Genomic DNA, 22,655 nt, shown 5'->3' with positions numbered 1-22,655 from the left:
CGCGCGGCCGGTCATTCAGTTCATCGACAGCGTCGGCGCCGGGCGCGTGAAGCCGCGCGTCAGCCATACGAGCTGGCAGAGCCCGAGCACGAGCCAGCCGGTGCCGACGTAGAACGTCTGGCGCGACAGTCCCGACCAGAGCCACACGTTCATCGCGAAGCCGATCGCCGGCATCAGGCCGAACGCGATCCAGCCCGCCGCGCGACGATGCTCGGGCCGGCCCAGGTAGCTGCGGATCACGCACAGGTTCACGACCGCGAACGCGACGAGCGCACCGAAGCTGATCATCGTCGACGCGAGATCGAGCGTGATGAACAGCGCCGACAGCGACACGACGCCGACCGCGAGCGTCGCGCGCACCGGCGTGCGCAGCCGCGCATGCAGATGGCCGAACACGCACTCGGGCAGCACGCGGTCGCGGCCCATCGCGAACAGCACGCGCGTCACGCTCGCCTGCCCGGCCATCGCGCTCGCGAAGCAACCGGCCACGTACACCGCGACGAAGAACGCCGACAGCGTGCGGCCGCCGACGCGTCGCATCAGTTCGAGGCTGGCCGAATCGAGATCCTTGAATGCGTGCCAGTCGGGGAACACCACTTGCCCGACGTACGCGATCAGCATGAACAGCAGGCCGCTCGCGAGCGTGCAGAGCAGGATTGCGCGCGGCACCGTGCGCCGCGGCTCGTGCGTCTCTTCCGACAGTGTGGTGACCGCATCGAAGCCGAGGAACGACAGGCACAGGATCGCGGCGCCGGCGAAGATCCCGCGCGCATCGCCGGACGACGGCAACGCGACGGCGGCCGACAGCCCTTCGCCGGCCGCGACGTGCGCCGATGCGACGACGAAGATCGCGATGAATACGAGCTGGCTCGCGATCAGGATCAGGTTCACGCGATTGACGAGCCGGATGCCGACGATGTTCAGCCCGGTGATCAGCGCGATGCTGCCGACGATCCACACGCCGGCCGGTACGCCGGGGAATAGCTGCTTCATGTAGATGCCGATCGCGAGATAGCTGATCATCGGGATGAACAGGTAGTCCATCAGCAATGCCCAGCCGACCATGAAGCCGGCCGATGTGCCGAAGTTGCGGCTCGCGAACGTGTAGGCCGACCCGGCGCTCGGCATCAGACGCGCCATGTGGCCGTAGCTGCGCGCGGTGAACAGCATCGCGACCAGCGTGACCGCATACGCGGTCGTCAGGTGTCCGTTCGTCTCGCTCGTGACGAGGCCGTAGGTCGTAAACACCGTCATCGGCAGCATGTACGCGAGGCCGAAGATCACCAGCGTCGAGAGGCCGAGCAGGTGCGGCTTGCGGCGTTCGTCCGGGTCGCTCCGGTGCGCGTGCGCGCCGAAGTCATGCGTCGCGGCGACTGATGCGGTTCGACCGGGCCTGTCGTTGTCCATGCTGTCCTCACGTGGGTGGCGTCCATGACTTCAACACGCGTGCCCCCGGCGCTGCCGGCGGTGCACGACTGGAAGAAAGTGTGGTGCGCCAAAAAATCGAGGACGGATGAGAAAAGCGGACGTAATAGAGGGATATTTCCGGACACGATGCCATGCATTGCGCATTCCGCGCCGCACATGCTGCTGTGCCGCACTGGCGTTTTGCGGACATTCCGGCTATGTTCTACGCGACCCCGTCACCGCATCGGCACCATGGACAGCCGTTCCCATCGAAACCAGAGCCGGGCCGAACGCAGCCTGCGCTCGGCGCTCGGCCTCGCGCGCCCGGCCGGGCGCCAGGAGGATATTCCCGCCACCGTCCACGCGATCGCGGTCGCGCTGGACGAGTGCCGCGTGCGGCACATCGACGGCGCCGCGCTGCTCAAAGGCACGGGGCTCGGCGCGGACGAAGTCGCGTCGCCGAACCTGCACGTCAATCGCGGCCAGGAGCAGCGTTGCTTCCGCAACCTGCTGCGCTGCAGCGGCGTGCCGTCGATCGGGTTGTCGATCGGCGCCCGGCTGCACGTGTCGACGCTCGGGCTCGCCGGCTACGCGATGCTGATCAGCGGCTCGGTGATGCAGGCGTTCCGGTGCATGGGTCAGTTTCCGCTGTTCATGGGGCTGTATTTCGACGTGCGCATCGACGCGCACGCGGGCGGCATGAGCGTGACCATCGGTCGCTACAACGGCGAGCCCGATCTCGAGGTATTCCAGGTCGACATGTGCCTGTCGAGCCTGCGCCTGATCGTGTCCGATCTCGTCGGCAAGCCGGTGTGGCCCGAGCAGTTGCAGCTCGCGCGCCGCACGCCGCGCAACGCGGCCGACTACGCACGCCACTTCGGCTGCCCGGTCGTATTCAACGCGGGCGACAACCGTCTCGTGTTCACGTCCGTGAACGGCACGGAAGCGCCGCGCCTCGCGAACGAAGTCAGCTTCAATGCGCTGCACGGTCAGTGCGAAGTGCTCGAGCGGCAGTGGGCCGCATCGGTCGGCACGCGCTTCGCCGATCGCGCGAAGGAGCTGATGGCCCGCGACCTCGCGCGCTTCAAGTCGATGACGTCGCTCGCGAGCGCGCTGCACCTGACGGAGCGCACGCTGCGCAGGCGGCTCGACAAGGACGGCATCGCGTTTCAGTCGCTGCTCGACGACGTGCGGCGCGACGAAGCCGTGCGCCTGCTCGACGATCACACGCTGACGGTCGCCGCGATCGCCGAACGGCTCGGCTACAGCGAGCCGCGCAGCTTCCGTCACGCGTACCGGCGCTGGACCGGCAAGACGCCACGCGCGGACCCCGACGCCGACGCGTGACCCGGCTGCGCTACCGCTTCGCCCTGACGCGCCGCGGGCTCGCGCACCGGCGCGTCATGTCCGCCTGAAGCCGCTTCGCCTGGCTCTCGAGGATCCGGCAGAACGCTTCCGTGAACGCGCTGCCCGGCCGCAGCGACGGACGCAGCATCGCAATACGGCGCGGCGGGATCGTGTCGATCGGCACGAACGCGAGGCCCGTCGCATCGATCGATGCGGCCGTCAGGCTGTCGACGATCGCGCGGCGCCCGGCGAGTTGCACCATCCGGCACGCGAGCGCCGAGCTCGACACCCGCGCGTGGATCGCGTGCCGGTTCTCGGACGCCGACAGCAGCGCCTCCAGTTCGGGAATGCCTTCCAGCGCATCGACGCTCGTCAGCCCGCCGGCTTCGAGATCGGCGAGCGTGACCGTCCGCCGCGCAGCCAGCGGATCGTCGGCGCGCATCGCGCAGACGATCGTCGAATCGAGCAGATGCTGCTCGGCGACGTTGCGCATCGCGCGAAACGGCGCGCAGATGCCGAGATCCATCTGCTGGCTCTCGACGAGATCGAGCATCCGCTCCGCGTTCTCGATCGCGACCTCGACGAACACCTTCGGGTACTTTTCCTGGAACACGGTGATCGCTTCGGGCAGCAACCGCTCCGTCACAGCCGGATACGCGCAGATGCCGAGGCGGCCGAGCGTGCCGCCGCGCAGGCCGTCCGCGAGCTCGTTCAGCGCATGCAGGCTCGCGTTGGTCCGCTCGGTCTGCTCGAACAGCAGGATGGCCTCGGCCGTCGGCAGCAGGCGGCCCTTCTCGCGCTTGAACAGCTCGACACCGAGGCTTTCTTCCAGCGCCTTCAGTTGCTTCGTCACCGCCGGCTGCGAGATGTGCAGGTTGCGCGCCGCCGCCGTCAGCGTCCGGCACCGGACGACCTCGTACAGCAGCTCGACCTGGTGATAGTTGAGCGTTCGCCTCGCCATATGCCCCTCCTTTCGACGCCGGATACTCGCGAGAGCATAACCCACGGTTATAGGGCGCGGTCCGACAATGTATTGGCGGAACAGGCCGGAATTCGATGAAATCACGGCTTTGAACACAAAAGCGGCCGCAACGGGCAGGTCGGGAGACACAGCGATGCAGACAATGTCGAGCTCACGGGCACAGAAGCCCACGAAATTCCGGTGGTTCATGGTGTTCCTCGCGTTTCTCGCGATCGTCACCAACTACATGGACCGCGCCAACCTGGCGGTCGCGCTGCCGTACATGAACACGGAGCTGCATCTGTCGTCCGCGGAATCGGGCCTGATCCTCGGCGCGTTCTTCTGGACCTATGCGGCATGCCAGATCCCGGCCGGCATGCTCGTCGACCGGTTCGGCGCAAAGCTCGTGTTCGCCGGCGCCGTCGTGTGGTGGTCGGCGTTCACGATGGCGACGAGCCTCGCGCGCGGCGGCGCATCGCTGCTCGGCCTGCGCTTCCTGCTCGGCGTCGGCGAAGCCGGCGCGTTCCCGTCCGCCACCAAGTTCGTCGAACGCTGGTTTCCGCCGACCGAACGCGGCCTCGCGTCCGGCATCTACGATTGCGGCGCGCGCGGCGGCACGCTGATCGCGCTGCCGATCTGCACCGCGATCATCACCGCATACGGCTGGCGCGCGTCGTTCATCTTCACCGGCGTGATCGGCCTCGTGTGGGTCGTCGTCTGGATGCTGGTCGCGAGCGAGTTTCCGTCGCAGAGCCGCTTCGTCAACGAAGCCGAAGCGAAGCACGTCGGCCAGGCCGCCCCGACCGAAAAGCGCGCGCCGGTCCGCATCAAGTGGCGCGAGCTGTTCACGTCGCGCGTGGTGTGGGCGATGTCGCTGGGCTTCGCGTGCCAGGGCTACGTCGTGTACTTCTTCATCACGTGGTATCCGACCTACCTCGTGAAGGAACGCGGCTTCAGCCTGCTGCAGCTCGGCTTCTACGGCATCCTGCCGGGCCTCGCGGGGCTGGTCGGCTCGTGGGTCGGCGGCTGGATCTCGGACCGGATCGCCGCGAGCCATTACGGCCTGAACTTCGCGCGCAAGTTCTGCATCGTCGTCGGGATGGCGCTGAGCGCGACGATCGGCCTCGCGGGGCTCGCATCGCAGGCATGGCTCGCGCTGCTGCTCCTGTCGATCGCGTTCTTCGGCGTATCGGTCGCCACGTCGAGCATTCTCGCGCTGCCGGCCGACGTATCCGCGCGCGGCGAGCGCTCGGTGGCCGGCACGGTCGCCGGCTTCCAGAACTGCATCTCCAATCTGGCGGGCATCGCGAGCCCGGCCGTGATCGGCCTGCTGAAGGACGCGACCGGCTCGTTCACGCCCGGCATGATCTCGGCATCGGTCATGGCGATCATCGGCTGCCTGATCTACATCTTCATGCTCGGGCCGATCCGTTCGGACGTGCTCGAGCACGTCGTCGCCGACTGACGGGCGCGCAGCCGTTCACACGCATTCCGCCCGCTTATTCAACGAGGAAAACATGCTTTGCGATTCACCGAAGGTGCCGTTTCTTGCCCAGGGTTCCGAGCAGGACACGGAGAAGGTCTCCGCCACGTTCGCCGTGCTCGGCGCGCCCTACGGCGTGCCGTACGGCCCGGCGCTGCTGCACTGCGACGCGTCCAACGCGCCCGACAAGGTGCGCGAGCGCAGCTTCCGCTACGGGCGCCAGGTCGGACACTATGACTTCGACCTGCAAGGCACGCTGTTCGGCGACACGGGCGCGACCTGCGTCGATTGCGGCAACCTGCCCGGCACGCTGGACGTCGCGCGCAACGCGGCGGCCGTCACGTCGGCCGTTGCATCGCTGCTGAAGCGCGGCGCGATTCCGGTGGTGCTCGGCGGCGACGATTCGATCCCGGCGCTCTGCGTGCGCGCATTCGAAGCGTACGGGCCGCTGAACGTGTTGCAGTTCGACGCGCATCTCGACTTCCGCGACGAAGTGAACGGCGAGCGGCACGGCTATTCGAGCCCGATCCGGCGCATTCGCGAGATGCCGTTCGTCAGGCGGATCGTGCAGGTCGGCCTGCGCGGCAGCGGCAGCGCGCGCACGAGCGACGTGGAAGACGCACTGCGTTCAGGCAACGTGCTCGTGCCGGCCGACGTCGTGCACGACGAAGGGATCGAAGCCGTCACGCGGCACCTGGTGGACGACGCGCCGTGGTTCGTGACCGTCGACATCGACGGCCTCGACCCGGGCATCGCGCCGGGCGTGGTCGCGCCGATGCCCGGCGGCCTGACGTTCCACCAGACGCGCGGCATTCTCCGCCATCTGTGCGCGCAGACGCGCCTCGCGGGGATCGATGTCGTCGAATATCACCCTGCGCTCGACGTACGCGAGATGACCGCGCTGACGATCGTGCGGCTGCTGACCAACGTGATCGGTACGAGCGCGCGCCGCATGGCGCGGTAAATGCCGGATGCGCCGAAGCGCCCGGCGAACGCGGGCGTTTCGGCCGGGCATGCGGCAAAACCGCCTGAATCGCCGGCATCCACGCAGGCATTCCGGCAACATGATTCGCAATTCGAATCATTTCCATCAGCACTCCGGTGTGATCTTCCTCGCTGCCGCCGCGCAGCCGGCGACGCGTCGCCGCGATCGTTCCCCACGGTAGACGCGATCCATCGATTGCTCTATACTCGCCCCAACTTCATCACAAAACGCATGATCTCGTACGCAACGTGATGTCATTTCGCACTTCGTTGCGCATGCATCCGTTTCGCCACGTCAAAGGGGCCTCCGGCCCCAGCGGTCGGTGTCAAGCCGCCCGAATCCATGCCGTCTTCACAGGACGGTGCCCTGCTCGAACGCGCCTCGCCGTTACGGCGCCGCCGGGCTGAACCTGACAATCAGACGAACGCAGCAGCGCGTTCACCCGACCGCCAGCCGCCCCTCGGTGCAGCCGGCAGCACTGTTTCCGTCAGTTCAAATCGCGGCCATGCCGGGATCACGAACTTCCATCGCGACGCCATAAGGCGTCATCGCGGCGCGTGCCTGCGCGCGTGCCGCACCGGTTTGAGGAGGCGTATCTTCATGACTCGACGCACTGTCCAGCTGGTGGGCAGCCTGGTGGCAATCATCGTGGTCGGATGGGCATTGGCGCGCGGCATCGGCGCCGACACGTTCCGCCAGCGCGCGGACGATCTCGCCTACTACGCGGGCCAGCACATGCTGCTGGTCGTCTATTCGATGACCCTGGCCATCGTCGTGGGCGTGCCGGCCGGCGTCTTGCTGAGCCGCCCGCGATTTCAGCACCAGGCCGAACGCTTCATGCAGGTCTTCAACATCGGCAACACGATCCCGTCGCTCGCCGTACTCGCCATCGCACTCGGCATCTTCGGCATCGGCAACGTGCCCGCGATCGTCGCGCTGTTCCTCGCATCACTGCTGCCCATCACGCGCAATGCGTACGAAGGCATGAAGAACGTACCGGCCGCGCTGCGCGAAGCCGCCAAAGGCATCGGCATGACGGGCTGGCAGTCGCTGGTTCGCGTGGAATTGCCCCATGCGCTGCCGATCATCGTCGGTGGCGTGCGCACCGCGCTCGCGATCAACGTCGGGACGGCGCCGCTCGCCTACCTGATCGGCGCGGACAGCCTCGGCTCGCTGATCTTCCCCGGCATCTACCTCGACAACCAGCCGCTCTTGCTGCTCGGCGCGTCGCTCACCGCGCTCCTCGCACTCGTGCTCGACGGCATCGTCGCGGCCGGCGGCCGCCACTGGCTTGCACGCCACGGAGGTGCCGCATGACGCTTCACCGTACCCTTCGATCGTTCGCACGCCTCTGCATCGCCGGTGCGCTGTGCGTCGCGGCCGGTACGCCGGCCTTCGCCGCGAAACTCGTGCTGGGCGCGAAGAACTTCACCGAGCAGTACGTGCTCGCGGAAGTCACGTCGCAATACCTGCGCTCGCGCGGCTACGACGTGGAAGTCCGCTCGGGCCTCGGCAGCACGCTCGCCCGCAGTGCGCTGGAGAACGGCCAGTTCGACCTGATGTGGGATTACACGGGCACGGCCGCGCTGGTCTACAACAAGATCCAGGACAAGCTCTCGCCCGAGGAAATGTACCGGCGCGTCAAGGCGCTCGACGTGCCGCGCGGGCTCGTGTGGCTCGACGCGTCGCCGCTCAACGACACCTACGCGATCGGCCTGCCGAGCCAGCTCGCGCAGGCCACCGGCATCCGGACCGTGTCGCAGCTCGCCGAGCACCTGAAGACCGATCCGGCCGCGCAGCACTACGTGTTCGGCATGGACGCGGAATTCGCGAACCGCCCCGACGGCCTGAAGCCGCTGCTCGCCGCCTACGGCATGCAGTTCAGCCGCGCGCAGCTGAAGCAGATGGATCCGGGGCTCGTCTACACGGCGCTGCACAACAACCAGCTGAAGATCGGCCTCGTCTATACGACCGACGGGCGCGTGAAGGGCTTCGGCATTGTGCCGCTCGAGGACGACAAGCACTTCTTCCCGCCGTACAACGCGACGCCCGTCGTCCGCAAGGGCACGCTCGAGCGCAACCCGAAGCTCGCGGCGCAGCTCAACGCGCTGTCGGCCGCGCTCGACAACGACGGGATGCAGGCGATGGCCAAGGCGGTCGACCTCGACGGCAAATCGCCGCGCGACGTCGCCGATGCATTCCTGCGCACCCATCCGCTTCCCTGAAGGAGACCCGATGAGCGTATTCGACTATCTCGCTTCGAGCTGGCCCGAGCTGCTGCAGCTGACGCTGCAGCACGTATGGCTCGTCGCGATCGCCGTGGGTTTCGCGATCGTCGCGGGCGTGCCGCTCGGCATCCTGATCAATCGCCACGACTGGCTCGCCGGGCCGCTGCTCGGCGTCGCCACGATCGTGCTCACGCTGCCGTCCATCGCGCTGTTCGGCCTGATGATCCCGTTCTTCTCGCGCTTCGGCCAGGGCATCGGCGCCGCGCCCGCGATTACGGCCGTGTTCCTCTACTCGCTGCTGCCGATCATGCGCAACACCTACCTGGCGTTGCACAACGTCGACGCCGGGATCAAGGAAGCCGGCACCGGCATCGGCATGACCTCGTGGCAGCGCCTGCGCCTCGTCGACCTGCCGCTCGCGGTGCCCGTGATTCTCGCGGGCGTGCGCACCGCGGTCGTGATGAACATCGGCGTGATGACGATCGCCGCGGTGATCGGCGCGGGCGGCCTCGGCACGCTGATCCTGCGTGCCATCGGGCAGAGCAGCATGATGAAACTGCTGGTGGGCGCGGTGCTCGTGAGCGTGCTCGCGATCGTCGCCGACCAGCTGCTGCAGATGCTGCAGCGTGCATTGACACCGAAGGGAGTGCAGAAGACATGATCGAACTCGACCAGCTGACCAAGACCTTCGCGCGCAAGGACGGCCAGGCCGTGCGCGCCGTCGACTCCGTGAGCCTGTCGGTGCCCGAGGGGGAAATCTGCGTGTTCCTCGGCCCGTCGGGCTGCGGCAAGACCACCACGCTCAAGATGATCAACCGGCTCATCGCGGCCACGTCGGGGCGTGTGCTCATCAACGGTGAGGATACGGCGCGGCTCGACGAAGTCGACCTGCGGCGCCACATCGGCTACGTGATCCAGCAGATCGGGCTGTTCCCGAACATGACGATCGAGGAGAACATCACCGTCGTGCCGCGCCTGCTCGGCTGGGACAAGAAGCGCTGCGCCGAACGGGCGCGCGACCTGATGTCGATGGTCGCGCTCGATCCGAAGCTGTACCTGAAACGCTATCCGCGCGAGCTGTCGGGCGGGCAGCAGCAGCGGATCGGCGTGATTCGCGCGCTGGCCGCCGATCCGCCCGTGCTGCTGATGGACGAACCGTTCGGCGCTGTCGACCCGATCAATCGCGAATCGATCCAGAACGAGTTCTTCCAGATGCAGCGGCAACTGAACAAGACCGTGATCATGGTGAGCCACGACATCGACGAGGCGATCAAGCTCGGCGATCGCATCGCCGTGTTCCGGCGCGGCCAGCTCGTTCAGTACGATCACCCGGATACGCTGCTCGCACGCCCGCGCGACGAGTTCGTCGCGCAGTTCGTCGGCCAGGACAGCACGCTCAAGCGCCTGCTGCTCGTGAAGGCCGGCGACGCCGCCACGCAACCCGAAACGGCGCGGGTCGATACGCCGCTCGCGCACGCGCTGGCGGTGATGGACGAAACCGACTGCCGCTACCTGACCGTGCTCGACGACGCCGGCCGCGCGCTCGGCTACGTGACGCGCCGCGCGGCCCGCACCGACGGCGGCGTATGCGGCGAACGCGTGACGCCGTTCGCGGCCGGCGTCGCGGCGGACGACAACCTACGTATCGTGCTGTCGAAGATGTACCAGTACAGCGCGTCGTGGATGCCGGTGCTCGACCCCGACGGCGTGTGGCTCGGCGAAATCACGCAGGACTCGATCGCCGCATACCTCAGCTCGGGCCGCTCGCGCCGGCAAACGGGGCAGCCGCCGGGCAGCCCGGCCGATGTCGTCGCGGCAGCCGCGTCTCACTGATGCATTCCCGGGCCGGTGTTCCATCGCATCGGGCCCGGGACGCAAAACGATGTCGCACGCCGTACGAAAAGCGTGCGACGACGATCGACGGCAAGACGCCGCTCAGGAAACCTGTCGCGAAAACCTGTCAAACGACAACCGGCGAGCGGACACCCTGCCCGTCATCCGGATTGCTTGCATATGTAGTCCATGACCATCGTCTGAATGGAATCGCGCTCGACATAGCGGTAATCGTCGGAATCTTCGCGTGAAACATGGACCTGCCCCGGCCGTGTTCCGGTCATGCTCGTCTTGCCCATCGCCCACGTCTTGTTCGCGCAGTCGAACGACCAGTCGGAAACGATGCGCTTCACCGGAAACGGCGCCGAATACCGGTGCGGCTCGGCATACACGATCTTGACCGTCACCCACGAATTGCGCGGGCCACGGTAGACGGACGCGGGATCGACATAAAGCGCGACTGCCGGGCCGGGCCCCAGCGTGACCCAGCTCTCCGCCCATGCGCCGTGCGCGACGAGCGCAAGCAATGCCCCCGCGATCCCGTTTCTTTTCACGTTCGTCCCTTGAATCCCGTCCGGTGTATTCCGTGGCCAGATTCTACGTTCCGCGCCGACATCACCTGCGCGCGTCGCCCTGAATGACCGATCGGCGTGCAGGCTCTTCCGTCGACCGGCAGCCGCTCGCGCATGTCGCTCGCGTATCGACCCGTCCGGCACCCGGCATGAATCGCGATTCGAATGAAATCGACTCGCGTAAAATGCCCGCAACAATCAATCCGAGCGGGCCGCCCTTCCATTCCACTCGCATCGGCACAACACCAACGAGCGCCACGTCGCCGCCCGAAACGGGCGCGCACGACCGCGACGATCGTCGACCGACGAAGCCTTCATGAGCAAACCGATCCTGTACCTCCTCGCCGGCAACGGCAGCGCGGCCGACTGGTGGGATGATGCGCTGCCCCACTTCCGGCGCTACCAGCCCGTGCCGCTGGAGCTGCCGGGCTTCGGCGATCATCCCGCGCCGCCGTGCGAGGATCTCGCCGCCTACGCGCAAGCGCTGCTGGACGCGACCGAACCGGGCCACGCGATCATGGCGGTCGGCGTGAACGCGCTGCTGGTGCTGCATGCGTTGCAGCGCCGACCCGGCCACTTCGGCCGCAGCGTGCTGCTCGCCCCGGTCGGCGCGTTCCTGTGGGAACGGCGCCTGCCGAAACTGATGGCGCCGAAGCCGCTGCGCAAAACCATCCACTGGCTGCTCGCACACCACCCGGCGCTGTTCGCACGCAAGTTCTCGAACCTCAGGTGGACGCCTGCGCAGTACCGCCGCATGGGCGCCGGCTATGCACGCTGCCGCGCGTTCCTGCCGCACTGGGATCTCGTGCGCGCCGATACCGCGCTGCCGCTGCTCGAATGGATCACGGACCGCATCGAACTCGTGTGGGGCGACCAGGATGCCGTGCTCGGCGTGCGCCAGTCCGCCGCGTGGTCGGCAATCCTCGCGCGCGCCGACCTCACCGTCACGCTGCAACCCGGCTGGGGCCACTATCCGTGGATCGATGCGCCCGCAACGTTCGCGCAGTGGCTCGAGGCCGGCGACACGGGCTTCGTCGCGCATACGAAAGGCGGTCGCCTCGCGCTGGCCACGATGGCCGGACTGCCGGTACCGCCCGCGCTGTCGCTGACCCGTGCCGACGATCCGCGCCTGCCCGGCTTTCTCGCGAGCCGGCCCGATGCCGAGTGGGCGGTCCGCTCGTCGAGCCATGGCGAAGACCAGGCCGATGCGGCCAACGCGGGCCTGCACACGACATTCCTGCGCGTACCGGCGTCGCAAGCTGTCGCACGCGTGGCCGAGCTGCTCGACGGCGGCCTCGAGGAAGCCGTCGTGCAGCGCTTCGTCACGCCCGTGCTGTCCGGCATCGCGTTCGTACGCCATCTCGCCGCCGAAGTCGAATGGGTGGAAGGCCACCTCGAATCGCTCGCCGACGGGCAGACCAGCCCGCAGCGCGCGATCCTGTCACGGCTCGGCGAACCGTGGCGGCGCGACACGTTCCCGGCCGCACACGGCCTGGGCCCGCAGCAGCTGTGGGCCTTCCTGCAACGCGTGCTGCGCGCGTTCCATTACGTGCCGGGCGATGTCGAATGGGCGTGGGACGGCACGCAACTGTGGCTGCTGCAGTACCGCCCGATCAGCAGCTACGGCTGGCACCGCCACCTGACCGCCGCGAACATCGCAGAGATCCTGCCGCCGCAACCGAGCCGGCTCGTCGAATACGCACAACGGCGCGCGGCCAGCAGCATTCCGGCCATCATGGCCCGCTGGGATGCGCGCGTGCTGCGCGACAACGAACCGTTCACCGCGCTCTACGGCGGTGCGTCGTACATCAACAACGACCTGTTCCTGGCCCGTCTCGCGGACTGGGGCGTATCGGCCGCCAACTACAGCGGCGAAATCGGCGGCGCAACCCCGCCGCTGCGCTGGCGACCGTTGCGCCTGTTGCGTTCGTTGCCGGTGTTCTGGCGCATGCTGCGTGTCGCGCGCGCTCACCTGCCGACGCTCGCGCATGGCCTGCAGCGCTTCGACCGTGAACTCGCGACGCTCGTCGAACAACGCGCCGACGGCCAGCAACTGGCCGACTGGTTCACGCGCTTCTACGTGTTCGTCGTGCAGGGCAACCTGTGCATCGCGTCATCGCTGGCCAGCAGCGGCGGCGCATTGTGGGGGCGTCCGCCGACCGCGTACGGCCAGCTCGACGACAGCCCGCACCGCTTGCCGTGGGAAACCGACCCGGGCACCGCACGACCCGCGGCCGCGGACCTGCCGCTGCAGGCGTTTCCCGACTGGCCGCTGCCGGTCCGCCTGCTGCACGCCCTCGGCGCGCCCGGCATGCGCGGCTGGTACCTGCAGGTACGCGAGTGGTATCGCGACAACCTGATGCGCGTGTTCTTCCGCCTGCATCACGCGATGCCGGCGGCCGACCGCGACACCTGGTTCGCTCCCCATCCCGAGCGCCGCGACCGCAACGGCAGCTTCTGGCAGGACGGCAGCGAAGGCACCGACGAGGCCGCCGGCTTCATGATCTATCCGGGCCACACGCAAGGCGTGCTCGGTCACGACATCCTGCTGGAAGACACACTGGACCCCGGCCGGCACGCGCAGTACCAGGCCGCACGCGCGGTGATCGCGCGCATGGGCGGCCGGCTGTCGCACGGAGCGACACTGCTGCGCGAGCTGCGCAAGCCGTCGGCCGTACTGCCGCGCGTCGACGCGGGATGGATCGGGCGCGAGGTGCGGCTCAGCGACGGCCGGCTGACGCTGGTCGAACCGGCGTCAGCGGCGGGCTGAAAGCGCTGGCGCGGCGATCCGGAAACCAGGTGGCGCGTGGCGGTGACCGCCGCTCCCCGTCGGGCCGGAAGGAACCGCACGCGTCAACGCAGCGGCGTGCGGATCTGTCCGTCGACCTTCAACGTGCGCCGGTCGTGCGCGGCCTCGTATTCGACCGTCTGCGCGGGCGTGACGGCGCCATAGGACCGGCCGTTCACGTAAACGATGCCGCCGCGCAGCTCGATCCGGTCGCCGTTGACCGTCGCGGTCGCATGATCGCCCTGCAGCACCGCGCCCGAGCAACCGGCGGTCGAAAAGCTGCGGACCGACGTGCCCGGCATCGCGGCGATCCCGCCCTGATCCGCCACGTGCGCCGCGCTGCACGGCGGCGCATCCATGCTGCCGGCCGCGTAAAGCGGCTCCGCACCGATGCCGCCTCCGGCAAGCAACGCAATCGTCATCGGCAACAGCTTGTTCATGGTGACCTCCGTGGTCCGCGGTGACTGATCGACGATCGGCCAGCGATGCCCAGTATGCGTCCACTTCACCGCGCGCGGCCATCCGCTGCAGTACCAGTCGCGGCCCGGCCGGGTTTGTCCGGGCGCGCCGATCCGCTCGGACTCCGCCCCCGGAAGCGCCACAGCAGTTCACCCGAAAAACCGCCTTGACAAGTTGCGTATCGCAACTATTATTGATTGCGATACGCAACCTTCTGGGGCTGACCATGGACCTGATCGACCCGCCCGCCAAGCCGCGCGACGCGACCATCCTCGAACTGCGCGACTTCTCCCGCAAGCTGGTGCGCGAGCTCGGCTTCATGCGGGCCACGCTGGCCGACAGCGACTGGGCGCCGTCGGCCGTACACGCGATCCTCGAGATCGGGATGGCGCCCGGCATCAACGCGAAGGATCTGGGCAACATCCTGCGGCTCGACAAATCGAACACGAGCCGGCAACTTGCGCGGCTCGAGGCGGCCGGGGTCGTCGAGCGACGCGTGTCGAGCGAGGATGCGCGCGCGATCGAGCTGTACCTGACCGCCGAAGGGAAAAAGCTGCAGAAAAGAATCGACACGTTCGCGACCGATCAGGTATCGAATGCGCTGCGCCGCATGATTCCGGCCGACCAGCAGGCGCTGCTGCGTTCGCTCGCGCTGTATGCCGATGCACTTGCCCAGGACAATGCGGCCCGGGCGGCCGATGCGCTACCCGACGCGCCGTCGATTCGCGAAGGCTATCAACCGGGCTGCATCGGCGACATCGCGGGCCTGCACGGGCGCTTTTATTCGGAACACTGGGGTTTCGGCGCTTTTTTCGAACAGCGGGTCGCGACCGAACTGGCCGCATTCGCGGGGGCGTTGCCGGCCGCCGGCAAGGCGCTGTGGCTCTGCCAGGAAGACGGACGGACGCTCGCGTCGCTCGCGATCGACGGCGACCCGGCGACCGGGGTCGCCCACCTGCGCTGGTTCATCGTGAACGACGCGCTGCGCGGGTCGGGCGTCGGGCGCCAGATGCTGACGCTGGCGATGCGTTTCGTCGACGCGCAGCCGTTTCGCGAGACCTACCTGTGGACGTTCAAGGGCCTCGATTCGGCGCGCCACCTGTACGAATCGTTCGGCTTTGCGCTGACCCACGAGTCCGCGGGCACGCACTGGGGGACCGAGGTGGTCGAGCAGCGTTTCAGCCGGCCCGGGCCATCCGGCAGCTGAGGTTCGATGGACCACCGTCGTTCCAATGGGCATCATGACGCTCGCCACGAACAAAGGACGCTGCACATGCTCGAACGTCTCGCGGCCGTTGCGCTCTGCGCGGCCGTCATCGCGCCCGCCGCGATGGCCGCGCAACCCGATGCCGCGACCGGCACTCACCCGATCGACCGGAAGCTGGCGCAGTGCCTGAACGATCCCGACCACGCGTCGACGGGCGGCCAGACCGAATGCGTCGACGACGCGGGCCGTGCGTGGGACGCGCAGCTCAACGCCAGCTATCGCGCGCTGCAGGCATCGCTGCCGGCGGCAGGCCGGCCCGCGCTGCTGCAGGCGCAGCGCGCGTGGCTCGCCCGCCGCGACGCCGACCTGAAGCTGATCGGCGCCGTCTATGCGACGACGCACGGCACGGTCTACGTGCCGATGAACGCGAACGACGTGATGGAACTGACGCAGCAACGCGCGCTGACGCTGCAGCGGTTCGAAGCCGATCGCGCGGCGCACGGCTTCAGCCTGGCCGGGCGCCTGCCGCCCACGACCGCCGAAACGACCGAACGCGTCACCACCGTTCCGCAACGCGGTGCACGTTTCGAACGCGCGCACTGCACGGCGCTCGCCGGGCTCGACGCAAAAGGTCGCTGCGCGGCGCAAGCCATACCGCTGTACCTGCAGGATATCGACGACGTGACGACGGCCATCGAACGCCGCCTGCCGCGCGCCTCGCGCGAAGCGATGCGGACGTCGTCGCAGAAATGGCGTGCGTTCGTCGCGGCCCAGCCGCCGCTGATCGGCGCGCTTTACGCGGCAACCGGTACGGCCGGCGTGCCGCCGCAGGTCTCGATCGAGATGCGCGATGAAGCCGCCGCGCGCCTGCAGCAGCTCGTGTATGCGGAAGACAGGATCGGCGCGGATTGATGCGGCAGCGCGCCGCCACCGCTCACCTGATGCGCTGCATCCGCACGATCCCCCAGATGAATACGCCCGTGACGACGAGGGTCACCAGGATCGACAGCCAGATCGAATGCGTGTTGATCCACGTTCCGAGAAACGCCGCGGCAAAGACACCGACCGCCACCCATTCGAGTGCCTTGCCGAGCCGGCTTTCCCGATAACGCGGCGGGTCCGCCGTGTTGCGGGCGGCGTCCACCCGCTGCCGTGCGTGCGGCGCGCAGGCGGGAAACGCGCCGACCAGCGCCCGGCTCGGCCACGGATCGATGTCCGCGTGCGCGTCGCCCACGCCCGTTGCGCGCCATACGGCGTCGGCATCCGGCGCGCGACGCAGCGCCTGAATCTCGCGGGCAAGGCCCGCATCGGGCGCCTGCCGCTGCTGCAGTTGCGCGACCTGCGCAAGCTCCGTCGCGAACGCGTCCGTGTTGTCGCTCACGTCCGGCAATCCGCTCGTGCGCACCAGGACGAACTCCCCGAACGCGCCGGCAACGTAATCGACGAACGCATCGTAGATCGTGCGGTAACGCTCGCCGAGCAGCGCAACGAGCGGATCGCGGCGGGCCGCCGCGCGCGCCAGTGCGCTCGCCTTCGTCGTGACCAGATACGGGTAGCGCGCATCGCGCTCTTCCGGCGTCGCGCTCTCCAGATACTCGTCGAGCTCGGCCGCTTCGTCATCCGGGTCGAAATCGTCGATGCAATACGCGAAGCGCACGTCGTCGGGCCCGAACAGCACGCGCCAGAACAGCGGGATGTACGCGTTCGATTCGAGCGACGGGCCGCCCGCCGCGAAGTAGGGCTTCAATTCCCCCTTGCGGCCCTCGGGCATGCGCGGCCAGGGCGGACTCTCCAGAAACACGGGATGCGACATATCGCGGGCCCCCAGTCGGGATGATCGGATGGTTGTTGTTCGACGCGACTTTCACCAACGCACGACAGGCCGGGGCATTTTGTCGGACTTTACAAAATCTGTCACCCGGATCGGTCGGGGGCCTTTCCGCCAATTGTCCGGGATGCATTCCAGCCGGGCGGAAGGCAGCGCGATACACGATGAGGGATGCACGACGCTGCGGAAATCCGGATAATGTTTGCCCCCGAACATTTCACACGACAATGGATCGCCTCATGACTTCCGGTGTCTCCGTCACCAGCCGCACGCTGGATCGCGCCGCCTTGATGCAGCTCGTCGCAAGCTCGCCGTCGCCCCTTCACCTGGAGGATTGCGACCTCGAAGGCGCGGACCTGTCGCGCCTGGATTTGCGCGGCGCGCGATTCGAGCGATGCGCGCTCGCCGAAGCGTCGTTCCTCGGCGCCACCCTCGCGCACACGTCGTGGATCCGCTGCCGGGCCCGCCAGGCCGATTTTGCGTCGTCGGATCTCGAGGACGCCACGTTCCAGTCATGCGATCTCAACAATACGAGCTGGCGACGCGGCAAGCTCGGATCGGTCCGGTTCAACGAATGCAGGCTGACCGGCGCCGATTTTGAGGAATGCAAATCGCTTGGCATCGAATTCGCCAGCACGCTGCTGGTCGGCGCGAGCCTGCGGCGCTTTTCGTTTCGCAAAACGCGGCTCGTGGCACTCGATTTCTCGGACGCCGATCTCGCCGGCGCGGACTTCCGCGACGCCGTGTTCGAAGGCGGCAGCCTGCGCAACGCGCATCTCAACGATGCCCGCTTCGAGGGTGCCGACCTGCGCGACGTGGATCTGGGCGGCACGCCCAAGCTGCTCGCGTCCGGCGTGCTGCGCGGGGCAACCGTCTCCTACGAGCAGGCGGCCATGCTGATCGAGAACTTCGGAATCCGGGTCGCCTGAGCGCCCGTTGCCCGGGATCGGTGCTTGGACGCACCGACCTCGGGGCGTTCTCGTGCGAGCCGCGCCGATGGCGCGCCTCGAAGCACGCGTCGCAACGAGCGAAGGCGCGGTTACTCGCGCGCCAACGGCCTCTCCATCTTCACGATTTCCAGCTGAACCGGGCTGTTCCCGTGAGAAAAATGGCCCGTCCCGATCACGGCGAAACCGTGCCGTCCGTAAAACGGCACCGCGTTCGTCGTCGCCTCCAGATACACCCGCTCGAATCCGGCACGCGCGATCCCGGACGCGGCTGTTTCCAGTAGCGCCTTGCCCGCGCCACCGCGCGCGCGATCGCCACGAATGAACAGCTTGGTCAGTTCTTCGCCGGCCGTTTCCGCGAACCCGAGCATGTCGTTGCCGCTTTCGGCCACCCACAGCGCATGGCGCCGGATCGCATCGAGATACATCTCCGGCACGCGCCCGTCCAGCCAGCTCGCGATCTGCCCGCGCGAGTAATCCGCCGCGCACAGTTGCGTGACGGAATCCAGATGAACATCGAAAATCCGCCGGATGTCGGATTCGTTCGCAGATCGGATTTCAAAGGCGGACACGTTCCCTCCCGGTTCATTGCCGCACGGCAGCTCATGCCGAAAACCGTCTAATATTCTCATCACCCCTGATACATCAAGATACGGGAAAACCCTCTATCGCACGCCATTTCAGGGTAATGCCTTCTCGCACCGATTCCGCTCTCGAGGCCGCCAATCACTAGGGAAAATCCGGAGACAACCTTACAGCGATTTGCATGATGATTCACGAGAGCGTCATGCTTCGGCGATTTCGCTGGATGCCAGGCTTTCAGTTCGTGTCGTGCAGCGGGTGCCGCCATGCGGCAAACGCGATGATCGACACCTGAAACGGCAGCGGTTGGCGAATCGCCGGGTGTTCAATACTTTCAACAACCCGGTCGAGAGTAATCGTGAGAATCCGTGGCCCGCTGGTGCGGTGGCGACGAGGCGATGCGCGAAACCTGCGCGCCGCGATCGCGTCCCCCGACGACAGTGACGGCTGGCAAAGTCCTCGCCTGCCTCTGTCGATCTACACCATCCTGTCCCGCCGTTCCGTTCGCCGTCACAACGCCGTCGCCGCACGCGCGTCCGTCGCGATCCATACCGACGACGTGGCATCGCTGCTGCCTTAGCGCTCCGCGCCCTTTCCCCGTGTCCGTTCGACCTGCGCGCCGTGTCGCCTGACCGGTGACGGGATCGGCTCGCGCGCCGTTTGCGTGCGAGTCTCACGCCATTTCTAACGGACTCCTTATTTCATTGCAGCGCCCGTGCTCGCCAGGAGCACCGGCCACGCACGCCTGTTTCATCCGATGAACCGTCGCGCGACGGCCCGCACATTGCGGCTCGACTCGCGCACCGCAAGGAAAATCTTCGTCATGCGAATCCGCACGCTTCGCCGCGCCGCTTCGGCCGCCGCCCTCCTGTCGATCGCCGTCGCCGGCTCGACCGCCCATGCGGCCGGCGAGCTGAACATCTACAACTGGTCCGACTACATCGCGCCGGACACGATCCCGAACTTCCAGAAGCAGACGGGCGTCAAGGTCCGCTACGACAACTACGACAGCGACGACACGCTGCAGGCGAAGCTGTTGTCCGGGAATTCCGGCTACGACATCGTCGTGCCGACGTCGAACTACATGGCCAAGCAGATCCAGGCGAACGTGTACCAGACGCTCGACAAGTCGAAACTGCCGAACCTGTCGAACCTCGATCCGCTGCTGATGAAAATGGTCGCCGACGCCGATCCGGGCAACCAGTACGGCGTGCCGTGGGCCTACGGCACCGACGGCATCGGCTACAACGTGCAGGCCGTGAAGAAGGCGCTCGGCGACAAGGCGCCGGTCGACAGCTGGGCGCTGGTGTTCGATCCGGCCAACATGGCGAAGCTGAAGAGCTGCGGCGTGTCGTTTCTCGACCAGGCCGTCGACGTGTTCGCCGCGACGCTGCAATACATGGGCAAGGATCCGAACAGCACGAACCCGGCCGACTACCGCGCCGCGTACGAAGTACTGAAGAAGGTGCGCCCGTACATCACGCAGTTCAACTCGTCGGGCTACATCAACGATCTCGCGAACAACGACCTGTGCGTGTCGTTCGGCTATTCGGGCGACGTCGGCATCGCGCACCGCCGTGCGGCCGAAGCGAAACGCCCGTACGAGATCCGCTTCGCGAATCCGAAGGAAGGCGGCCTGCTGTGGTTCGACATGATGGTGATCCCGAAGGACGCGCCGAACCGCGACGCCGCGCTGAAGTGGATCAACTACCTGCAGGACCCGAAGGTCAACGCGGGCATCACCAACGCGGTGTTCTACCCGACCGCGAACAAGGCCGCGCGCCAGTACGTGAAGCCTGCGATCGCGCACGATCCGTCGGTATATCCGGCCGACGAGGTACTGAGCAGGATGACGCTGCTCAAGCCGATGTCGCCGGAGATCCGCCGTCTGCAGAACCGGCTGTGGGCGCAGCTGAAGACGGGGCGCTGAGCGTCGCGGCACTGAACCGTGCCTGCGGCGGCTCGCGCCGCAGGCACGTATGCATCAACAATCGTCGAAGCAGATCGCCCGACCTATTGCACGCCCTGCGCGCGCGCCCCCGCAAACGCATCGTCGACGAACCGGATCACGTCATCGAGCGACGACGTGCACGCGGCGCCCGGCGCCAGCGACGCGAACGCCCCGTCCGGCCCAAAACAGACGAGCGGCTTGCCCCAGCGCTGCGCGAGCGAAATCTCCTCGGCCGTACCATGCCCGCCCGGCAGCGCGACGATCAGGTCGCTGCTCAGCACGTTCACGTAATTGCGGTTGATCGTGTCCGGCTCGGCGCCCGGTTCCCGGCGCGGCAGCGGCGTGAGGACCGGAATCTCGACGAACGGATGCGGATAGCCGTCGAGCGGCACGAAGCCCGCGCGCGGATCGGCCCGCGTCGGCACGATGCCGATCGATCGGCCGGCCCGGCCGGGCACGCCGGCGAACGCGCGCGCGACCGCCAGCATCACGCCCTGCCCGCCGCCCGTCAGCAGGTTGAACCCGGCCTGCGCGAGCCACGCGCCGAGCGGCTCCGAAAATGCGAGCCACGGCTCCTTGCCCGAGCCCATCACGCCGATCGTCCTGTGCTTCTGTTGCATCGTGGTTTCCGGTGAAAGCGTGTCGATGCGCGACCGCACCGTGCTCATTCGAGCTCGACGCCCTTGAGCTCGGGAATCAGGAACAGCGTCGCGACCATGTCGAGCACGTAGAGGCCGGCGAGCAGCGCGATGGCCGTCTGGAACGAGTAGTGGGCGGCGAGCGCGCCGACCGCGACCGGGCCGAAGCCGCCGATCGCACGGCCGATGTTCCACAGTACGTTCTGCGCGGTTGCGCGTGCGGCCGTCGGATAGCCTTCCGACATCAGCGTCCCGTAGCCGCCGACCATCCCGTTGACGAACATGCCCATCAGCGCGCCGGCCCACAGCATCGCCGTCGGGTCCGTCAGCCGCGCATACGCGATGACCGTCACGACCGAGCCGAGCTGGTACAGCAGGAACGTCGGCTTGCGCCCGATGCGGTCGGCCAGTTGCCCGAACACCCAGACGCCGATCATCATCCCGACGACGGTCGCGGCCGTCCACAGCCCCGACTTCGTCAGCGAGAAGCCCATCTGCTTCGACAGGAAGGTCGGCAGCCAGATCATGATCCCGTAGTAGCCGAAGTTCTGGACCGAACACAGGATCACGATGCCGAGGCTCGTACGCGCGGTGCGGCCGTCGGCGACGAGCATGCGGAACGCGTTGGATGTCGGTTGCGTCGCGCGCTGCACGAACGCCTCCGGCTCGTGCAGCTTGTTGCGCATCGCCCATGCGAGCAGGGCCGGCAGCACGCCGACCACGAACATGCCGCGCCAGCCGATGTGAAGCAGCAGCAACGGTGTCAGCAGCGCGGCCAGCAGCACGCCGGCCTGCCAGCCGAGCGCGACGTAGCACGACACGCGGGCGCGCTTGCTCGCCGGCCACGCTTCCGCCGCGAGCGCCATGCCGATCCCGAACTCGCCGCCGAGGCCGATCCCCGCGACGGTGCGATAGACGAGCAGATCCCAGAAGCCGCGCGCGAATGCGCACAGGCCGGTGAAGATCGCGAACAGCAGGATCGTCCAGGTCAGCACGCGCACGCGCCCGTAGCGGTCGCTCAATGCGCCGAACACGATGCCGCCCGCGACCGCGCCGATCAGCGTCCACGTCACCAGCGCGCCGCCCTGCCCGGGCGTCAGTTGCAGCGCCGCCGTGATCGCCGGCAGCATGAAGCCGAGGATCAGCAGGTCGAAGCCGTCCATCGCATAGCCGATCGCCGATCCGGCCAGCGCTTTCCACGCGTACGACCCGACCTGCTCCACGCGCGGGGCCGACGGGCCGCCGAGCGTCGATGATTTCATGTTTGCTGCCATGGTGTCCTGCCACGAATGTCCGGCGACATTCTAAGGCCTGTGCTCACGGCCGGCGGGCGCGGACGCACGTCGGCGCCCGCTTGCCGGGCGGCAACCGGGGAACGGCGGGCGATGAACGGTAAAGGGAAAACGTCGATCCGGTGTCGGCGGCGAGGCCGGCGATGT

Annotated in this window: 21 protein-coding genes; 13 read left to right on the top strand and 8 right to left on the bottom strand. The window is 67.5% G+C overall.

Going from position 1 to position 22,655, the window contains the following annotated elements; genetic code table 11:
- Positions 1-15: 15 nt before the first annotated feature.
- Positions 16-1,407: an APC family permease gene (locus AC5LXK_RS32655; protein ID WP_493394751.1), complete on the bottom strand. Its 1,392-nt coding sequence runs from the start codon at positions 1,405-1,407 to the stop codon at positions 16-18.
- A gap of 252 nt (positions 1,408-1,659) precedes the next feature.
- Here AC5LXK_RS32655 and AC5LXK_RS32650 point away from each other — a divergent pair, with 252 nt between their 5' ends.
- Positions 1,660-2,754: an AraC family transcriptional regulator gene (locus tag AC5LXK_RS32650; protein WP_493394750.1), complete on the top strand. Its 1,095-nt coding sequence runs from the start codon at positions 1,660-1,662 to the stop codon at positions 2,752-2,754.
- Between the two features lie 10 nt (positions 2,755-2,764).
- Here the strand turns inward: AC5LXK_RS32650 and AC5LXK_RS32645 are convergent, their stop codons facing one another.
- Positions 2,765-3,715, bottom strand: a complete 951-nt coding sequence (locus AC5LXK_RS32645) for a LysR family transcriptional regulator (RefSeq protein ID WP_493394749.1) — start codon at positions 3,713-3,715, stop codon at positions 2,765-2,767.
- Positions 3,716-3,869: 154 nt separating this feature from the next.
- On the opposite strand from AC5LXK_RS32645, the gene AC5LXK_RS32640 reads away from it, so the two are divergent.
- From AC5LXK_RS32640 to AC5LXK_RS32615, 6 genes are all read left to right on the top strand, one after another.
- Entirely contained in the window at positions 3,870-5,180 is a 1,311-nt protein-coding gene (locus AC5LXK_RS32640; RefSeq protein WP_493394748.1) for an MFS transporter, read from the top strand.
- 52 nt (positions 5,181-5,232) lie between these two features.
- Positions 5,233-6,162 (top strand): agmatinase, encoded by a 930-nt coding sequence (locus AC5LXK_RS32635; protein ID WP_493394747.1) that lies wholly within the window; start codon positions 5,233-5,235, stop codon positions 6,160-6,162.
- A 621-nt stretch (positions 6,163-6,783) separates the two neighbouring features.
- Complete coding sequence (locus tag AC5LXK_RS32630; protein ID WP_493394746.1) at positions 6,784-7,500, top strand: ABC transporter permease; 717 nt, start codon at positions 6,784-6,786, stop codon at positions 7,498-7,500.
- Positions 7,497-8,408 (top strand): glycine betaine ABC transporter substrate-binding protein, encoded by a 912-nt coding sequence (locus tag AC5LXK_RS32625; protein ID WP_493394745.1) that lies wholly within the window; start codon positions 7,497-7,499, stop codon positions 8,406-8,408. Before AC5LXK_RS32630 ends, AC5LXK_RS32625 begins: the two co-directional genes overlap by 4 nt.
- 10 nt (positions 8,409-8,418) lie before the next feature.
- Positions 8,419-9,072, top strand: coding sequence for an ABC transporter permease (locus AC5LXK_RS32620; protein WP_493394744.1), 654 nt, complete (start codon positions 8,419-8,421; stop codon positions 9,070-9,072).
- Complete coding sequence (locus tag AC5LXK_RS32615; protein WP_493394743.1) at positions 9,069-10,244, top strand: ABC transporter ATP-binding protein; 1,176 nt, start codon at positions 9,069-9,071, stop codon at positions 10,242-10,244. The genes AC5LXK_RS32620 and AC5LXK_RS32615 overlap by 4 nt, the downstream gene beginning before the upstream one ends.
- Positions 10,245-10,405: 161 nt before the next feature.
- On the opposite strand, the gene AC5LXK_RS32610 is transcribed toward AC5LXK_RS32615, so the two are convergent.
- Positions 10,406-10,798: a surface-adhesin E family protein gene (locus tag AC5LXK_RS32610; RefSeq protein ID WP_493394742.1), complete on the bottom strand. Its 393-nt coding sequence runs from the start codon at positions 10,796-10,798 to the stop codon at positions 10,406-10,408.
- A gap of 334 nt (positions 10,799-11,132) precedes the next feature.
- Between AC5LXK_RS32610 and AC5LXK_RS32605 the strand changes: the two genes are divergently transcribed.
- Positions 11,133-13,586: a PEP-utilizing enzyme gene (locus AC5LXK_RS32605; protein WP_493394741.1), complete on the top strand. Its 2,454-nt coding sequence runs from the start codon at positions 11,133-11,135 to the stop codon at positions 13,584-13,586.
- An 83-nt stretch (positions 13,587-13,669) separates the two neighbouring features.
- Here AC5LXK_RS32605 and AC5LXK_RS32600 read toward each other — a convergent pair whose 3' ends face one another.
- Complete coding sequence (locus AC5LXK_RS32600; protein WP_493394740.1) at positions 13,670-14,044, bottom strand: sugar ABC transporter ATPase; 375 nt, start codon at positions 14,042-14,044, stop codon at positions 13,670-13,672.
- Positions 14,045-14,289: 245 nt separating this feature from the next.
- Between AC5LXK_RS32600 and AC5LXK_RS32595 the strand changes: the two genes are divergently transcribed.
- Both AC5LXK_RS32595 and AC5LXK_RS32590 read left to right on the top strand, forming a co-directional pair.
- On the top strand, positions 14,290-15,270 hold the full coding sequence (locus AC5LXK_RS32595) for a bifunctional helix-turn-helix transcriptional regulator/GNAT family N-acetyltransferase (RefSeq protein WP_493394739.1): 981 nt from the start codon (positions 14,290-14,292) through the stop codon (positions 15,268-15,270).
- Between the two features lie 66 nt (positions 15,271-15,336).
- A complete protein-coding gene (locus AC5LXK_RS32590; RefSeq protein WP_493394738.1) occupies positions 15,337-16,182 on the top strand; it encodes a lysozyme inhibitor LprI family protein in 846 nt (281 codons plus the stop codon).
- Positions 16,183-16,204: 22 nt separating this feature from the next.
- Here AC5LXK_RS32590 and AC5LXK_RS32585 read toward each other — a convergent pair whose 3' ends face one another.
- Entirely contained in the window at positions 16,205-17,017 is an 813-nt protein-coding gene (locus AC5LXK_RS32585; RefSeq protein WP_493394737.1) for a hypothetical protein, read from the bottom strand.
- Between the two features lie 320 nt (positions 17,018-17,337).
- Here AC5LXK_RS32585 and AC5LXK_RS32580 point away from each other — a divergent pair, with 320 nt between their 5' ends.
- Entirely contained in the window at positions 17,338-18,027 is a 690-nt protein-coding gene (locus AC5LXK_RS32580) for a pentapeptide repeat-containing protein (RefSeq protein ID WP_493394736.1), read from the top strand.
- Between the two features lie 110 nt (positions 18,028-18,137).
- On the opposite strand, the gene AC5LXK_RS32575 is transcribed toward AC5LXK_RS32580, so the two are convergent.
- On the bottom strand, positions 18,138-18,617 hold the full coding sequence (locus AC5LXK_RS32575; protein WP_493394735.1) for a GNAT family N-acetyltransferase: 480 nt from the start codon (positions 18,615-18,617) through the stop codon (positions 18,138-18,140).
- Positions 18,618-18,985: 368 nt separating this feature from the next.
- Here AC5LXK_RS32575 and AC5LXK_RS32570 point away from each other — a divergent pair, with 368 nt between their 5' ends.
- A complete protein-coding gene (locus tag AC5LXK_RS32570) occupies positions 18,986-19,207 on the top strand; it encodes a hypothetical protein (RefSeq protein WP_493394734.1) in 222 nt (73 codons plus the stop codon).
- A gap of 243 nt (positions 19,208-19,450) precedes the next feature.
- Positions 19,451-20,557: a polyamine ABC transporter substrate-binding protein gene (locus AC5LXK_RS32565; RefSeq protein ID WP_493394733.1), complete on the top strand. Its 1,107-nt coding sequence runs from the start codon at positions 19,451-19,453 to the stop codon at positions 20,555-20,557.
- Positions 20,558-20,640: 83 nt separating this feature from the next.
- On the opposite strand, the gene AC5LXK_RS32560 is transcribed toward AC5LXK_RS32565, so the two are convergent.
- Together AC5LXK_RS32560 and AC5LXK_RS32555 are read right to left on the bottom strand one after the other, a co-directional pair.
- A complete protein-coding gene (locus AC5LXK_RS32560; RefSeq protein ID WP_493394732.1) occupies positions 20,641-21,198 on the bottom strand; it encodes an SLOG cluster 4 domain-containing protein in 558 nt (185 codons plus the stop codon).
- 44 nt (positions 21,199-21,242) lie between these two features.
- Positions 21,243-22,490, bottom strand: a complete 1,248-nt coding sequence (locus tag AC5LXK_RS32555) for an MFS transporter (RefSeq protein ID WP_493394731.1) — start codon at positions 22,488-22,490, stop codon at positions 21,243-21,245.
- Between the last annotated feature and the right edge of the window lie 165 nt (positions 22,491-22,655).

The sequence above is a fragment of the Burkholderia pulmonis genome, assembly GCF_984667975.1.
This window is presented reverse-complemented; position numbering and strand designations above follow the sequence as displayed.

Bases quoted from the DNA above. Each gene is read 5' to 3' on its own strand.
- AC5LXK_RS32580 (WP_493394736.1), top strand. From the start codon at position 17,338: ATGACTTCCGGTGTCTCCGTCACCAGCCGCACGCTGGATCGCGCCGCC.
- AC5LXK_RS32590 (WP_493394738.1), top strand. From the start codon at position 15,337: ATGCTCGAACGTCTCGCGGCCGTTGCGCTCTGCGCGGCCGTCATCGCG.
- AC5LXK_RS32625 (WP_493394745.1), top strand. From the start codon at position 7,497: ATGACGCTTCACCGTACCCTTCGATCGTTCGCACGCCTCTGCATCGCC.
- AC5LXK_RS32560 (WP_493394732.1), bottom strand. From the start codon at position 21,198: ATGCAACAGAAGCACAGGACGATCGGCGTGATGGGCTCGGGCAAGGAG.
- AC5LXK_RS32630 (WP_493394746.1), top strand. From the start codon at position 6,784: ATGACTCGACGCACTGTCCAGCTGGTGGGCAGCCTGGTGGCAATCATC.
- AC5LXK_RS32565 (WP_493394733.1), top strand. From the start codon at position 19,451: ATGCGAATCCGCACGCTTCGCCGCGCCGCTTCGGCCGCCGCCCTCCTG.
- AC5LXK_RS32605 (WP_493394741.1), top strand. From the start codon at position 11,133: ATGAGCAAACCGATCCTGTACCTCCTCGCCGGCAACGGCAGCGCGGCC.
- AC5LXK_RS32655 (WP_493394751.1), bottom strand. From the start codon at position 1,407: ATGGACAACGACAGGCCCGGTCGAACCGCATCAGTCGCCGCGACGCAT.
- AC5LXK_RS32645 (WP_493394749.1), bottom strand. From the start codon at position 3,715: ATGGCGAGGCGAACGCTCAACTATCACCAGGTCGAGCTGCTGTACGAG.
- AC5LXK_RS32600 (WP_493394740.1), bottom strand. From the start codon at position 14,044: ATGAACAAGCTGTTGCCGATGACGATTGCGTTGCTTGCCGGAGGCGGC.
- AC5LXK_RS32615 (WP_493394743.1), top strand. From the start codon at position 9,069: ATGATCGAACTCGACCAGCTGACCAAGACCTTCGCGCGCAAGGACGGC.
- AC5LXK_RS32650 (WP_493394750.1), top strand. From the start codon at position 1,660: ATGGACAGCCGTTCCCATCGAAACCAGAGCCGGGCCGAACGCAGCCTG.
- AC5LXK_RS32595 (WP_493394739.1), top strand. From the start codon at position 14,290: ATGGACCTGATCGACCCGCCCGCCAAGCCGCGCGACGCGACCATCCTC.
- AC5LXK_RS32635 (WP_493394747.1), top strand. From the start codon at position 5,233: ATGCTTTGCGATTCACCGAAGGTGCCGTTTCTTGCCCAGGGTTCCGAG.
- AC5LXK_RS32620 (WP_493394744.1), top strand. From the start codon at position 8,419: ATGAGCGTATTCGACTATCTCGCTTCGAGCTGGCCCGAGCTGCTGCAG.
- AC5LXK_RS32555 (WP_493394731.1), bottom strand. From the start codon at position 22,490: ATGGCAGCAAACATGAAATCATCGACGCTCGGCGGCCCGTCGGCCCCG.
- AC5LXK_RS32640 (WP_493394748.1), top strand. From the start codon at position 3,870: ATGCAGACAATGTCGAGCTCACGGGCACAGAAGCCCACGAAATTCCGG.